We start from the raw sequence: 12,546 nt of genomic DNA on the forward strand, positions 1-12,546 counted from the left end.
GGGATAACAGTTGCACTGGCTACTTGGGAAGACTCAAACAGATGAGTTTATAGAAATTATTGAAAAGAATAAACCGAAAGCGATAGATACAGTTAAGGAGCTATACACTGCCTTCAATCCATCAAAGCTTTTAGAAGGCGTAAAATATTACTTTACCGAAAACGAGATTCTGAATAAGAAAGTATATGTCTATGATGAAAATGGCGCCAAATCAATTGATATAGATGCAACAAACGAAGCATCAAAAATACCATCGGGCTTCCACAAGATATTAGTTGATCAAAAAGTCGGCTATCTTGCTGGGGAGCCTCTTTCTTTTGGGTCAAAAAGCGATGATAAAAAGGCGCTCGAACTCATTGAAGAATTAATCGGAGAAGAGTTTGAAGATACGCTGCCGGAGTTAATCTTAAATGCTTCAAACAAAGGTAAGGAGTGGCTTCATCCTTATGTCGATGAGGATGGGAAATTTCAACACATTATCATACCGGCAGAAGAATTTATCCCTATCTACGATACAAAGAGAAAGGATAAGCTTCTAGCCGGCATTCGCTTTTACAATGTGACAAATAATAAAGTAAAGCTAGAGTTATGGACGCCGGACGATGTGACGTACTATGAAATGATTGACGGCAAAATCTATATGGATGTAACCGAAGAAATCAACCCAGCGCCACATTTCTATCAAGGTGATAAGGGCCTGAGTTGGGAAGTCGTTCCTTTTATCGAATTTAAGAACAATGAATTTGGCGTATCAGACCTCACCTTCTATAAAAATCAGATTGATGGTTATGACTCCTTAGTGAGTACGACCCAAGACACCTTAGAAGAGATTCAAGCATTGATTTATGTATTGAAAGGCTATGAAGGTGAAGACCTACAAGAGTTTAAAACCATGCTAAAACGGTATCGTGCAATCAAAGTGGAAGCCGAAGAAGGTTCGGGAGTTGATACTTTAACCGGCGAGGTTCCAGTTGAAGCCTATAAAACTCAGCGAGATACTTATACAAATGATATTTATTCTTTCGGCCAAGGTGTGAATCCATCACCGGATATTATTGGGGATGCTCCAAGTGGTGTTGCATTGCAAAATCTTTATTCGTTACTAGATATTAAAGCTTCTATGCTTGAACGAAAATTCACCAAAGCTTTAAGAAGGTTCATGTTGTTTGTTGCTAAGTACGCTAAGTTAAGCAAAAAAGGTGAGTTTGATTATCGTGACATTACCTTTTCTTTCAACAAAATGATATTGACGAATGAATCTGAAATCGTTGATATGGCACAAAAAAGTCTTGGCGTTATTTCTCAAACTACTATTTTAGAGAATCATCCTTGGGTGAGAGATGTAGCACAGGAACAACAACGATTGAGGGATGAACAAGATTCTTATAGTGATCGATTAGGTGGTCTTGAAGATGAACCAACAGGAGATTAAACAAGATATACAAAAGCTTATCGATAAAGCAGAAGATGAAATTGAAAAAGTGTTTTCCTTACGTTTACAGAGCATTTTAGACGAGTTGAATAAAATGTATGTGAAGTTCGTTAAAAGCGATGAGACAAGGTATACAGACCTAAATAAGTACAACCGATTAGCAAAGGAACTAGACAACATTGCAAAGGAATTAACACAGGACTATAAAAAGCTTGTTGTTATGATTTCACAGATGAATGAAACGGTCTATGTTGAAAACTATTTAAAGATGGCCTATTTATTTGAGGTGTTTGCTAGTACAGAAATGGGCTTTGCTCCACCAGCTAAGGATTTAGTGCAGACAACTCTAACGAATGCTATTAAATACTTAACCTTGTCATCTATCTTAGAGAAACATCGAAATGAAACCGTTCAACGGTTGCACATTGAGATTTCTCAATCTCTTATGTCCGGCGAAGGCTATTGGAAGATGGCTAAACGTATTGAGGATGCAATTGGCTTTAGTTCGCGAAAGGCTAGGCTTGTTGCACGGACAGAAGGAGGGCGATCCTTATCACTTTCAGACGAACAAATCTTTAAGCAGGCAAGTAAGCATGCAGCAGTCAAAAAGGTTTGGATGTCGGCACTAGATGCGCAAGTTAGAACTTCACATAGAAAACTAGACGGCCAGAAGTCAGATTCAGAAGGCTTCTTCCATCATGCTGGCTTGAAAGCTAAGGGACCTCATCAATGGCATATTGCAAAGATGGACATTAATTGTCGTTGTATCGTAATGGTACTTATAAACAATATGCTGCCAGAAGTACGCCGCGGCAGGGATTATAGAGATGCAAACTATCAACAAAAGCTTGCTGATCGTATCGATAGGTATATGGAAGACGGGCTTACGTATACCAAGGCATTGAAAAAAGCACAAAAAGAGATATTACCACCAAATCTCACAGTTCCATATCAAACATACGAAGAATGGGAAAAGAAATTTGCATAGCCAATACCTACCTTTTTTTCAGATATACTGATAGCGAGGCGGTGGGGCGAATGGAAGAGTATACAACTGAAAAAGTACAAAAAGTTGGCGAAGGTTGCTTAGCTAATCTCCAAGCATTAGGAGGTTGCTTCTTTCTAGGTATTATCGGTATACCCATAATCATTATTGGTGTTTGGTTTTTATGGGAGATTATAAAGTTTGCATTGTTTGAAATGGATTGGGGTTAAGTCGTTCTAAGGAACGGCTTTTTATTATGTCTAAAATCGTCTTTTAGCTTTGTAGACGTTAAAGAACAAAGTCTACCTATCGCCGCGTTGGGCGTAAAAAACGTATAGGAGGAAAACAAGATGAACAAAGAAGCATTACTTGCATTAGGTTTAACGGATGAACAAGCAAATAAGGTTGTAACAGGGTTTGGTCAAATGGTTCCGAAAAGCCGTCTTGATGACAAAATCCAAGAGGTAAATGATTTGAAAGATCTTATGAAAAGCCGTGACACTCAACTTGCAGATTTAAGTACAAAGGCAGCAGGCAATGAGAAATTGCAAACACAAATTCAAACATTGCAAGAGCAGAACCAAACAACTGTTGCTGAATACGAAGAAAAATTGAAGCAAAAGGACTTTGATTTTACTTTGTCAGAAGCGTTACGCAAGGCCAAAGCAAAGAATCCGAAAGCGGTTAAGGCTCTATTAAATGTGGAAGGCATCAAGCAAGATGGACAAACGCTTTTAGGTCTTGAAGATCAACTGAATGCTTTGAAAGAGTCTGATGCTTACTTGTTTGAATCGGATAGTTTGAAGGGCAAAACGCCATCAGCAGGCGGTCAACATGTGCCAGGAGGCTACAACAAACCAAATCCGTTTGCGAAAGACACTTTCAATTTAACAGAACAAGGGATTTTGCTACGTGATAACCCCGACTTATACAACCAATTGAAAGCCCAATTTGGGCAATAGGAGGAATTAATTTATGCCAATTACACGTATTGGAGACATCATTCAACCAGAGATTTTCACAAACTATGTGACTCAACGAACAATGGAATTATCAAATGTATTAAATAGCGGAATTGCTACAAATGACGCAGAATTCAACGCATTAGCAAGTGGTCCAAACACTCTCGTCAATATGCCTTACTTCAACGACCTTACAGGTGATTCAGAAGTTATGTCAGATGACGGATCTTTAACTCCTGGAAAAATCGGCACAAGCAAAGACGTTGCTCGCAAACAAGGTCGCGCAAAAGCATGGGGAGCAAATGGCCTATCAGCATTGCTTTCGGGTGCTGACCCTATGGGAGCTATCGGAAATCTTGTGACAAACTATTGGGCTCGTGACCGTCAAAAAGTATTGCTTTCAACATTAAAGGGTGTATTTTCTTCAATGTCAATGGCTAAGAAAATCCATGATATTTCTAGTGAAACAGATGCAGGTGCACTATTCACAGCTAATAGCTTCTTAGATGCGGTACAAATCATGGGAGATGCAAAGGACTCTTTAGCAGCTATTACAATGCATTCAGCTGTTGAAACCTATCTTGCTAAACTGCAATTAATTGAGTATGTACAACCTGCAGGCCAATCTGTTCGCATTCCTTATTTCATGGGGAAACGAGTAATTGTAGATGATGGTATGCCTTATGATACTGCAACAGGTGTGGCAGAAACGTATATCTTTGGTCAAGGCGCATTGGCTTGGGGTAATGGTAAGCACCCGAATATTATTGAGACTGAAACAGATCGTGACACAATGGCCTCATCAGGTGAAGATTTCTTAATCAATCGTAATATCTTTATGCTCCATCCACGTGGGGTGAAATGGACTGAATCAGCAGTTGCAGGTGATTTCCCAACAAACACAGAATTAGCAACTGGCTCCAACTGGGAATTAGTTTATGAACCTAAAGCAGTTCGTATGGTTGATTTCAAGTTCAAAATTAAATAAGAGGGCGCTTAGGCGCTCTTTTGTTATGAAAGGGTGATTGTATGGGAGCTTATACATTTCGGCGTGCTCGTGAGAGGTTAGCAGTTAAAAACCATTCATATGAGCAATTGAATGCCATGAAGATTTCTCAAATTAAAGGAATCTTAGATTCAAAGCAGATTGATTACAAATCAAACGACACTAAAAAAGAGTTAATCGCTTATCTTGTTGAAGTACCTAAAGAAAATCAAGATCCTGAAAAGCCAGTCAATTCGGAAGCGGAAGATGGTGTTAACAATGTGGACGCCGACTGATGAAGAAGTATGCGAATTAATTGCTATTAACGACGATATTTCAACGCCTGAGCGGGTTGAAACCTATAAAATACTTGCTCCTATCTATTTGGATTATGCAATTGATTATTGCAATCAAGAATTAACGGTGGAAAACTCAAATGTGAAAGTGTTTATTGCGAAAGCAATTCAATTTTATACGCAAAAAGCCGGTCTTACAGCACGTTCAATGGGCAGTGTAAGCTACTCATACGCTACAGACTTACCATCTAGTATATTGAAGCCTTTAAAACCATTTAAGAAATTGAGGTGGTAGTTTGAACGATGAATTTCCTCATAAAGTAGAAATATATCACATTACAGAAGGCTCCCAAGATGATTCAGGAGGATTTACCGAAGGGGGTCCAGAAACGCTCTTCTCAATGAATTGTTTTGTTGATACACCTTCGTCAGATGAACAATATAAAGCTATGCAGTTGGAAAATTCGTTTGATAGATATTTGTATTATCCATATGAATATAAGCTGTTAAACAAGCATTATGTACGTTTTGATGGAGATGAATACGAACTTGTTGCAAAGCCTATGGATCAGGGCGGAGCAAATGAAATTTATCGTGTAAAGCTAAGAGAGGTGCCGCATGAGCATAACAAGGTTCGGGAGCAAGGAGCTTGAAAGAGCGTTAAAAAAGTGGTCTAAGGACATCGAAAAAGAAGTTAAGCGAATAGTCGATGAGACAGCTATTGTTATTCAAAACGAAGCGAGAGCAAGGGCTCCTGTTGATTCCGGCTATTTAAGACAATCCATCACATACGTTATGGATATAAGCAGCTTAGGATATACAGCCACCATTACAGTTGGAGCTGAATACGCTCCATACATTGAATGGGGAACCGGCAAATATTCCATGCATGGAAACGGAAGAAAAGGCACGTGGGTGTACTTCGATGAAAAACTAGGACGGTTTGTGGTTACGGCAGGACAGCCACCACAGCCGTTTTGGTTCGATAGTATATTAGTTGGCCGGAAACACTTTCTTTCTGAAATGAAGCGGCTAGGAGCGTGATACAGTGTTAGCTTTTGCACCAACCCAGAAAGCCATTATGGATAGATTAAGAGGGGATATAAACGTCACTTCTTTGCTTAACAAAGCACCTAATTACTTAGGTGTATATGATTATGTGACGGAAGATACGACTTACCCTTATATTGTTGTAGGAGAACCTACAAGCGATCAGTTCGATGTTAAAAACAACGATGTGGTGGATATGTCCATCACTCTTCACGTTTGGAGTAGTTACAAAGGAAATAGCGAAGCATATAAGATACTTAGCGCTGTTCATGATGCATTTAAATACAAATTAGATATAAAAGGTTACAAAACAATTAAAACGTCATACCGTGACGCCAAAGTGTTTACAGACATTGACGGCATTCACAGGCATGGCGTTTTTACATTGCTTTTAACATTAGAAAAGGAGAGTGTATAGCACATGCTCAAAAACGGAAAAGACACCATCTTATTAATTCAAAGTGCAACTGCAGCGTTAGGTGAATCTGCATTTGTCATTGCACAACAAACTGACTTATCTCACTCAATTGAAACAGAAATGAGCGATGAAAAAACTAAATTCGGACGTGTTGTAGCGCCAGGCACTACGTCAGAATCATTTGAACTCACTGCATATGGAGATTCGGGTGACAAAGGCCAAGAACTAATCTTTGAAGCAATACAAAAAGGTGCACAGATTAAAGTTTGGAAAGTAGATTTAGTTCTAAATGAAAACGGCAAACATAATGCAACATTTGCATATGGCTATTTTGAATCGGCAGATGAAAAAGCTGGTACAGAGGGCTTTGTTGAAGTATCGGGCACGATTCAAGTACTTGGACAGTCTCAAAAAGGTGAATTAGATCCACTACCTATTGAAGTGATTGAATTTGGGAAATACGGTTTCGAAAAGCCAGGAGAAAAATCAGGCAAACTTGGCGAGACGCAAACTGAACAACCACAACAGCCTACAGAATAATGTGAGAGGGTTTAGCCCTCTCTTTTTTAATTACCAAAAATAAAAGCGGAAAAATTGGAGGAAACACATATGTCACTACTATTAACTATTGAAAATAAAGAGGTACAAGGAAAACCATCGTTTGCATTTTTAAAACTAGCAGATTCAAAATACGGAACTTTCCAGGAACAAACGGGAAAAATGGTTAACGGGTTAGCTAATATTCTTACAGGTATTGTTGAAGGTGATATTCAAGCAGCAGCACAATATTGGGATTGTGCCACAGCCCATTTATCAAAGAGAGGAAAGCCCACTATAGAGCAAATTGAGGAAGCGCTCGAAAGTCGTATTGAAGAAGATGGCGATACAGAACCATTACTAAAAGAAATCTATAAGGAAATCTCAGAAAGTGGTTTTTTCAAGAAAACGGTCAAGAATTATTGGAACGATTTAGAGCTAATGAAGGGATTCGGCAAGGACGAGGAAGAGAAAGCACAAAACAATCTGGCGTACGAACAGACATTGAAGAAAAAAGCAGCAATCGAGGAATAGACTTCGATCAACTTGAAATTGATGCGATTCAGCATTTAAATATTGTCGATTTAGATTATCTTTATAGCCTAACGCCTCGCGAATATAACAATCTCATGAAGGGAGCTATGTTACGAGACGTTAAGACCTATGAAGATATGGCTGTCCATGCAATCTTTACAGCACGAGCACAAAATGAAAATCGTATTAACGTGAAGAAGTTATTTGATGCTGAAAAGGTTCGTAACCAAATATTAAACAACCAATCAGAAGTAGCTACAGAGAAAGATTTTACTCTCTTTAATAAAGCGAAAGAGGCAATGAAAAAATATAAGATAGGAGGGTGAATATGACAGAACGTTTTAGCGCCGTTGTAGGGGCAAGTATTAAAGATTTCTTAGCAAAGATGCGAGAAGTCCACAGCACATTAAAAAAGACAACGACCGGCGCCAATGCAGATATTGGAGCCAACGTGCGAGCTTTTAACGCGAAAATGACACTTGTAAGAGCTAATTTAAAACAAGTCGAATATGCGAAGTCAGAAGCTAAAATCAGTGCAGATATATCATCGTTCAATCGTACAATGGCGATTCTAAAAGCTAAAATGCTCGCTATATCTGGTAGCAAAGTAGTTGCACGTATTAAAGCAGATTGGAGTAATTTCCGTGCAGGGTGGCAGGCTGGTCAAGCCATGATAGGCAAAATTGCTACATCTATGCGGAACTTCGGTGAAATTGTTAGTACGTCACTACAAGGAGCGTTCATCGCAGTATTGCCAGCTATTTCTCCTATCATCGCCAATTTAGGTGGCCTGATCGGGTCACTTGGTCCGATTATAGGAACAGTGGCCGGGAGTACCTTTGCTCTAGTGGGAGCATTTGCAGCAGCAGGATCTGCAGCTGCAGCATTTGGTATGGTTGCCATTCCGACTATAAAAGCACTCTTTGAAAAGAATGCGAAGTTAAATGCAGAACAACAAAAAGCGAAGTCTGCATTCGACAGCCTGAAAGCTACATATACAAGCCTTGTAGCCGCGACGGAGAAACCCGTCTTATCTGCATTTACAAAAGCGATGGGTATTGCTAAAACGTTACTTATTCAGCTTAAACCGTTATTTGTACAGTCGGCACAAGCAGTGGACTTTTTAATGGGCACGCTTAAAAAATCAATTGGCACACCTCCTGTACAAAAATTCTTAGAATATCTAAATAAAAATGGTGCTCCAATGCTCGTCACATTTGGTGCAGCATTCGGGAACGTATTCCAAGGTATTACAAGCATGTTAACAGCTTTTGCTCCATTATCTGCAAGTACAGCTGGTGGGTTTTTAGATATGACTAAATCATTTGCCGATTGGGCAGCCGGATTAGATAAATCTAAAAAGTTCCAAACGTTTATGGATTATGTCCAAACGAATATGCCTAAGCTTAAAAGCATTGTGGGAGACGCAATTATAGGAGTAGTGAATACATTCGCTGCATTTGGTCCGATGAGTGCTAACATGATGTCAGCTTTGCAAAGCATGATGAGTAAGTTTAGAGAATGGTCGGCATCGCTTTCTAAAAGTGAAGGGTTCAAGAAGTTTTGTGATTATGTAATTCAAACAGCACCGTCTGTTATGGCTTTAATCGGCAATCTTACTACGTTTCTTATTAACCTTGGCGTTGGTATGGCACCACTTGGAGCAAAACTATTAGAGTTAACCAATCGGTTTTTGTCATGGACGGACAACATGATGAAAGCTCATCCAGTAATCGGTCGGATCATCGCTGGACTTACTACATTAATAGGGGTAGTAATGGCCACATTACCATGGATTCTTTCAGTTGGAACATCATTAATCCGTATGGTAGCTCCAGGTACTACAGCTAATGCTATTTTGACTAAGGTTGGTCAAGTAATTGCAAATGTAGGTATAAGAGTAATTAGTTTGGCTTCAAAAGCATTGCCATGGCTAGTAAGAAGCTTTGGATTATTAACTGGACCAGTCGGCGCTACGATTGCCATTATTGCTTCTTTAATCAGCATAGGAGTCGCTCTCTACAAGAATTGGGATACCATTAAAGTCAAAGCTTCTGAATTATCAACAGCCGTAGTAACCAAGGTAACAGAGCTTACAGCAAAGGCTATTGCCAAGTTTGTAGAGTTACGAGATAAGGCTGTCCAACGATTTAATGAATTAAAAACAAAAGCTATTTCAAAAGTAGCAGAATTAACGGTACAAGCCGTTACTAAATTTAATGATTTAAAAACTAAAGCAACAGCAAAAGTGGCAGAGTTAGCGACACAAGCTGTCTCTAAATTTACAAGCCTAAAGACAAAGGCATCAAGCAAAGTCAGTGAACTAAAAACCGCTGTTGTTAGTAGGTTCAGTGAATTAAAGTCATCGGCAGTAAGTAAAGTCCAACAGTTGGCCACTAGTGCAGTAAGCAAGTTTAGCCAATTAAAGTCTTCAGCAGCTAATAAAGTTTCAGAGATGAAAATTGCGGTTGCTAATAAGTTTTCAGAAATGGTTTCATCCGTTGGCAATAAGATGAACGAAGTGAAATCTAAAGTTGAAAGTGGTTGGAATAGAGCAAAATCATTTTTATCTGGAATAAACTTAGTCAGCATTGGCGCACATATTATCCAAGGCTTAATCAATGGTATTCAATCAAAGATCGGCGCTGTTATCAGTACAGCAAAATCAATCGCTAGCAAAGTAACAAGTACGATTAAGAAAGCAATGGACATTCATTCACCGTCACGTGTTACCTATGCACTTGGTGAGTACACAGGTCAAGGTTATGCAAATGGGATAAGAAGTAAATCGAAAACAGTCTCTAAGTCTGCTAAATCAATTGCAGCAACTGCTAAAAAGGCATTTAACGACGGTATGCGGGGGCTTGATTTAAAACTGCAAGCTGGATCAATCACCACGTCTACTTATGTGGCACAAGCGAAAGCTTTAGGAAACAAGTATAAAACAGTCACTAATGCACAAAACGTTGTGGCGGCTAAGATTCGTAAGGCTACTACATCACAAGCGTTAAAAGCACAGAGGGAACGTCACGCTAAACAAATGGCTCTTCAAAAAGAGTTTAATAACAAAATGGCCAACCTAAACAATAAATACGCTGCAGGCAAGATTAATGAGTCGCAATATATTAAGTCATTAAATGCGATGAAATCGAAATATAGCAGCGTAACCAATGCGATTTCAAAGATTGATGTCAAAATAGCACAAGCTAAGATAAAACAACTCAAAGAACAATTTGAAAACGATAAGGCTTACTATGACAAAAAGCTTAACACCGGAAAGCTAACAGCAGCTAGAGAAGTTGAGATTCTAACTGATTTATCAAAGAAATATAAGAAAAACAGTGAAGAACGTGTTTACTTTGAACAACTTGCTGCAGAGAAGAAAAAAGCGATCTATGACAAGCTAATTTCTTTGAATGATGAATATACAACTAAGATTCAAGAGGCAAACCAAAAGCTTATTGATGGTGAAAAAGCACTTAATGAGGAATACGCTAAAGCGGTGGCGGACCGTGCTAATACAATCAAGAACTTTGTAGGTTTGTTTGATGAAATACCCGAAGCTGCAGAAGTAAGTGGGCAACAGTTGAAATCGAACCTGCAATCACAAGTTGAAACAATTCGCACTTGGTCTGAAAACATGGCTTCTCTTGCATCAAAAGGAATTGATGAAGGTTTACTTGCAGAATTACAGGCAATGGGTCCAGGTGCTGCTAGCCAGATTGCAGCAATGAATACCTTGTCTGATACTGAACTACAAGAATATGTAGCCCTGTGGCAAGAAAAGTCCACTTTAGCAACACAAATCGCAACGAATGAATTAGTTGATTTACGATTAGAAACAAATAAGCAGATCGAACAGTTAAAAAAGGAAACGAAAGCGCAACTGGCACAATACAAGAGTGAGTGGCAGGTGCAAATTAAAGAATTGACAGGTAAAACAACTAATCAATTTAATGCATTAACTGCATCCATGCCTGCAATCGGAAAAAATGTCATCAAAGGCATGCAACAAGGTTTATCTGATATGACACCAGCTTTGTTGTCTCAAGCACAAAGTATCGCTGATAGTATAAAAGCAACCATACAAAAATCATTAGATATACATTCACCTAGTCGATGGGGTAGAAACTTCATTGGTAAAAACTTAGTACTTGGTATGATAAACGGCATAAGAAACATGCAATCGAAAGCAGTTTCAACCGCGTTAGAGTTGGCGGAGGAAGTTAAAGCAGGGATGGCGGCAGGATTAACGCAGAAAGATGTTTTAGGCTATACAGCGAACGCTACAAGCTCCATTAATAAAGAATTGAACGTCAAGGTCAAAGTAGAGCTAGAGGGCGACGGCAATAACGGTAAAGGAAATACTACTGTTAACCAAGAAGTACACTTACACAGCCCACGGGAATTAAGTCCATCCGAAAACGCTCGTCAGATGAAAAAACAAGCTCAAAAATTAGCACAAGAATGGGGGTAGTCACCAATGGAGAAAGTTATATTTACTAATAGCCATGGAGAGTCCATTGAATTTGGTGACTCTCCTTTTTATTTACAAAATATTGAGGGGCTTGGTGAAGTCTCAGCACAAATACAGACACAAAAGAGTCCATATATGGATGGAACAAGTTTTTTAGATGCAATCCTAGATGAAAGAGATATTGATATTGATTTCATGATTAGTTACCCATTCGGCACCTATGAAGATATTTCTAAAGCTAGGTCATTAATTGCTAAGGTATGCAACCCAAAACTAGGTCCGGGTCTATTACGATATGAGAATGATTATGTCGTTCGAGTAATTAATGCGGTGGCCGATAGTGTACCAAGCTTCCCTGATAATGGCGGGAGAACTACCGTATTACAAAAAGGACAACTTTCTTTTGTAGCGAACAATCCATATTGGAAGTCTCTTTCGATTGAAGAAGAACCAGCATTTAAACCGTTATTTCAATTTCCTTTTAGCCAACCTTTCCAGATGGGGTTACAGCAGGATAAGCGGATCCTGAATAATGACGGTGACGCGCCTGTTCCATTATTTATCGAATTTTATGGACCTGCATTAAATCCGGTCATTAAAAATAACACAACAGGTGAATTTATTAAGGTGAATCAGGAGCTCTTGGAAGGTGAACGCATGGTAATTGATACAAGTGAGGAGAATAGAGCCATTTACTTTATTGACGACCAGAGCAATGCAAGGAACGTGTTCCATTGGATTGATCTTGCTAGTGACTTTTTCAAACTACAAATTGGTGAAAATGAAATTGAATATACAGCAGATAACGATATTCAAGGAGCAATCTTTAATTTAACATGGCAAAAACAATTTAATGCAGTGTAAGGAAGT

General features: G+C 39.0%; 15 protein-coding genes. All 15 read left to right on the top strand.

What is annotated here, in order from left to right; all coding sequences use genetic code 11:
- Nucleotides 1-10: 10 nt before the first annotated feature.
- A complete protein-coding gene (locus RCJ93_RS02280; protein WP_446738272.1) occupies nucleotides 11-1,432 on the top strand; it encodes a phage portal protein in 1,422 nt (473 codons plus the stop codon).
- Nucleotides 1,413-2,420, top strand: coding sequence for a phage minor head protein (locus RCJ93_RS02285; protein WP_446738273.1), 1,008 nt, complete (start codon nucleotides 1,413-1,415; stop codon nucleotides 2,418-2,420). The genes RCJ93_RS02280 and RCJ93_RS02285 overlap by 20 nt, the downstream gene beginning before the upstream one ends.
- A gap of 50 nt (nucleotides 2,421-2,470) precedes the next feature.
- The gene (locus tag RCJ93_RS02290; RefSeq protein WP_446738274.1) at nucleotides 2,471-2,647 is read left to right on the top strand and encodes a hypothetical protein; all 177 of its coding nucleotides are present in this window, start codon (nucleotides 2,471-2,473) and stop codon (nucleotides 2,645-2,647) included.
- 120 nt (nucleotides 2,648-2,767) lie between these two features.
- Nucleotides 2,768-3,379: a phage scaffolding protein gene (locus RCJ93_RS02295; protein ID WP_446738275.1), complete on the top strand. Its 612-nt coding sequence runs from the start codon at nucleotides 2,768-2,770 to the stop codon at nucleotides 3,377-3,379.
- Nucleotides 3,380-3,392: 13 nt separating this feature from the next.
- On the top strand, nucleotides 3,393-4,367 hold the full coding sequence (locus tag RCJ93_RS02300) for a major capsid protein (protein WP_446738276.1): 975 nt from the start codon (nucleotides 3,393-3,395) through the stop codon (nucleotides 4,365-4,367).
- Between the two features lie 41 nt (nucleotides 4,368-4,408).
- A complete protein-coding gene (locus RCJ93_RS02305; protein WP_446738277.1) occupies nucleotides 4,409-4,660 on the top strand; it encodes a hypothetical protein in 252 nt (83 codons plus the stop codon).
- Nucleotides 4,644-4,955, top strand: coding sequence for a phage head-tail connector protein (locus tag RCJ93_RS02310; protein ID WP_446738278.1), 312 nt, complete (start codon nucleotides 4,644-4,646; stop codon nucleotides 4,953-4,955). The genes RCJ93_RS02305 and RCJ93_RS02310 overlap by 17 nt, the downstream gene beginning before the upstream one ends.
- 1 nt (nucleotide 4,956) lies before the next feature.
- Nucleotides 4,957-5,313 carry a phage head closure protein gene (locus tag RCJ93_RS02315; RefSeq protein WP_446738279.1) on the top strand — a complete coding sequence of 119 codons (357 nt, stop codon included), beginning with the start codon at nucleotides 4,957-4,959 and terminating at the stop codon, nucleotides 5,311-5,313.
- Entirely contained in the window at nucleotides 5,279-5,704 is a 426-nt protein-coding gene (locus tag RCJ93_RS02320) for an HK97-gp10 family putative phage morphogenesis protein (RefSeq protein ID WP_446738280.1), read from the top strand. The genes RCJ93_RS02315 and RCJ93_RS02320 overlap by 35 nt, the downstream gene beginning before the upstream one ends.
- Before the next feature lie 4 nt (nucleotides 5,705-5,708).
- The gene (locus tag RCJ93_RS02325; protein WP_446738281.1) at nucleotides 5,709-6,128 is read left to right on the top strand and encodes a DUF3168 domain-containing protein; all 420 of its coding nucleotides are present in this window, start codon (nucleotides 5,709-5,711) and stop codon (nucleotides 6,126-6,128) included.
- A gap of 3 nt (nucleotides 6,129-6,131) precedes the next feature.
- Nucleotides 6,132-6,668 carry a phage major tail protein, TP901-1 family gene (locus RCJ93_RS02330; protein ID WP_446738282.1) on the top strand — a complete coding sequence of 179 codons (537 nt, stop codon included), beginning with the start codon at nucleotides 6,132-6,134 and terminating at the stop codon, nucleotides 6,666-6,668.
- A gap of 69 nt (nucleotides 6,669-6,737) precedes the next feature.
- A complete protein-coding gene (locus tag RCJ93_RS02335; protein ID WP_446738283.1) occupies nucleotides 6,738-7,199 on the top strand; it encodes a tail assembly chaperone in 462 nt (153 codons plus the stop codon).
- Between the two features lie 107 nt (nucleotides 7,200-7,306).
- Nucleotides 7,307-7,525 carry a hypothetical protein gene (locus RCJ93_RS02340; RefSeq protein WP_446738284.1) on the top strand — a complete coding sequence of 73 codons (219 nt, stop codon included), beginning with the start codon at nucleotides 7,307-7,309 and terminating at the stop codon, nucleotides 7,523-7,525.
- 2 nt (nucleotides 7,526-7,527) lie between these two features.
- Nucleotides 7,528-11,676, top strand: a complete 4,149-nt coding sequence (locus tag RCJ93_RS02345) for a hypothetical protein (protein WP_446738285.1) — start codon at nucleotides 7,528-7,530, stop codon at nucleotides 11,674-11,676.
- A 6-nt stretch (nucleotides 11,677-11,682) separates the two neighbouring features.
- Nucleotides 11,683-12,540, top strand: coding sequence for a phage distal tail protein (locus tag RCJ93_RS02350; protein WP_446738286.1), 858 nt, complete (start codon nucleotides 11,683-11,685; stop codon nucleotides 12,538-12,540).
- Nucleotides 12,541-12,546: the final 6 nt, after the last annotated feature.

It is taken from the genome of Rummeliibacillus sp. BSL5 (genome assembly GCF_052928305.1).

Coding starts and splice junctions, on each gene's coding strand:
- RCJ93_RS02285 (WP_446738273.1), top strand. CDS start 1,413: ATGAACCAACAGGAGATTAAACAAGATATACAAAAGCTTATCGATAAA.
- RCJ93_RS02290 (WP_446738274.1), top strand. CDS start 2,471: ATGGAAGAGTATACAACTGAAAAAGTACAAAAAGTTGGCGAAGGTTGC.
- RCJ93_RS02295 (WP_446738275.1), top strand. CDS start 2,768: ATGAACAAAGAAGCATTACTTGCATTAGGTTTAACGGATGAACAAGCA.
- RCJ93_RS02300 (WP_446738276.1), top strand. CDS start 3,393: ATGCCAATTACACGTATTGGAGACATCATTCAACCAGAGATTTTCACA.
- RCJ93_RS02305 (WP_446738277.1), top strand. CDS start 4,409: ATGGGAGCTTATACATTTCGGCGTGCTCGTGAGAGGTTAGCAGTTAAA.
- RCJ93_RS02310 (WP_446738278.1), top strand. CDS start 4,644: ATGTGGACGCCGACTGATGAAGAAGTATGCGAATTAATTGCTATTAAC.
- RCJ93_RS02320 (WP_446738280.1), top strand. CDS start 5,279: ATGAGCATAACAAGGTTCGGGAGCAAGGAGCTTGAAAGAGCGTTAAAA.
- RCJ93_RS02330 (WP_446738282.1), top strand. CDS start 6,132: ATGCTCAAAAACGGAAAAGACACCATCTTATTAATTCAAAGTGCAACT.
- RCJ93_RS02335 (WP_446738283.1), top strand. CDS start 6,738: ATGTCACTACTATTAACTATTGAAAATAAAGAGGTACAAGGAAAACCA.
- RCJ93_RS02340 (WP_446738284.1), top strand. CDS start 7,307: ATGTTACGAGACGTTAAGACCTATGAAGATATGGCTGTCCATGCAATC.
- RCJ93_RS02345 (WP_446738285.1), top strand. CDS start 7,528: ATGACAGAACGTTTTAGCGCCGTTGTAGGGGCAAGTATTAAAGATTTC.
- RCJ93_RS02350 (WP_446738286.1), top strand. CDS start 11,683: ATGGAGAAAGTTATATTTACTAATAGCCATGGAGAGTCCATTGAATTT.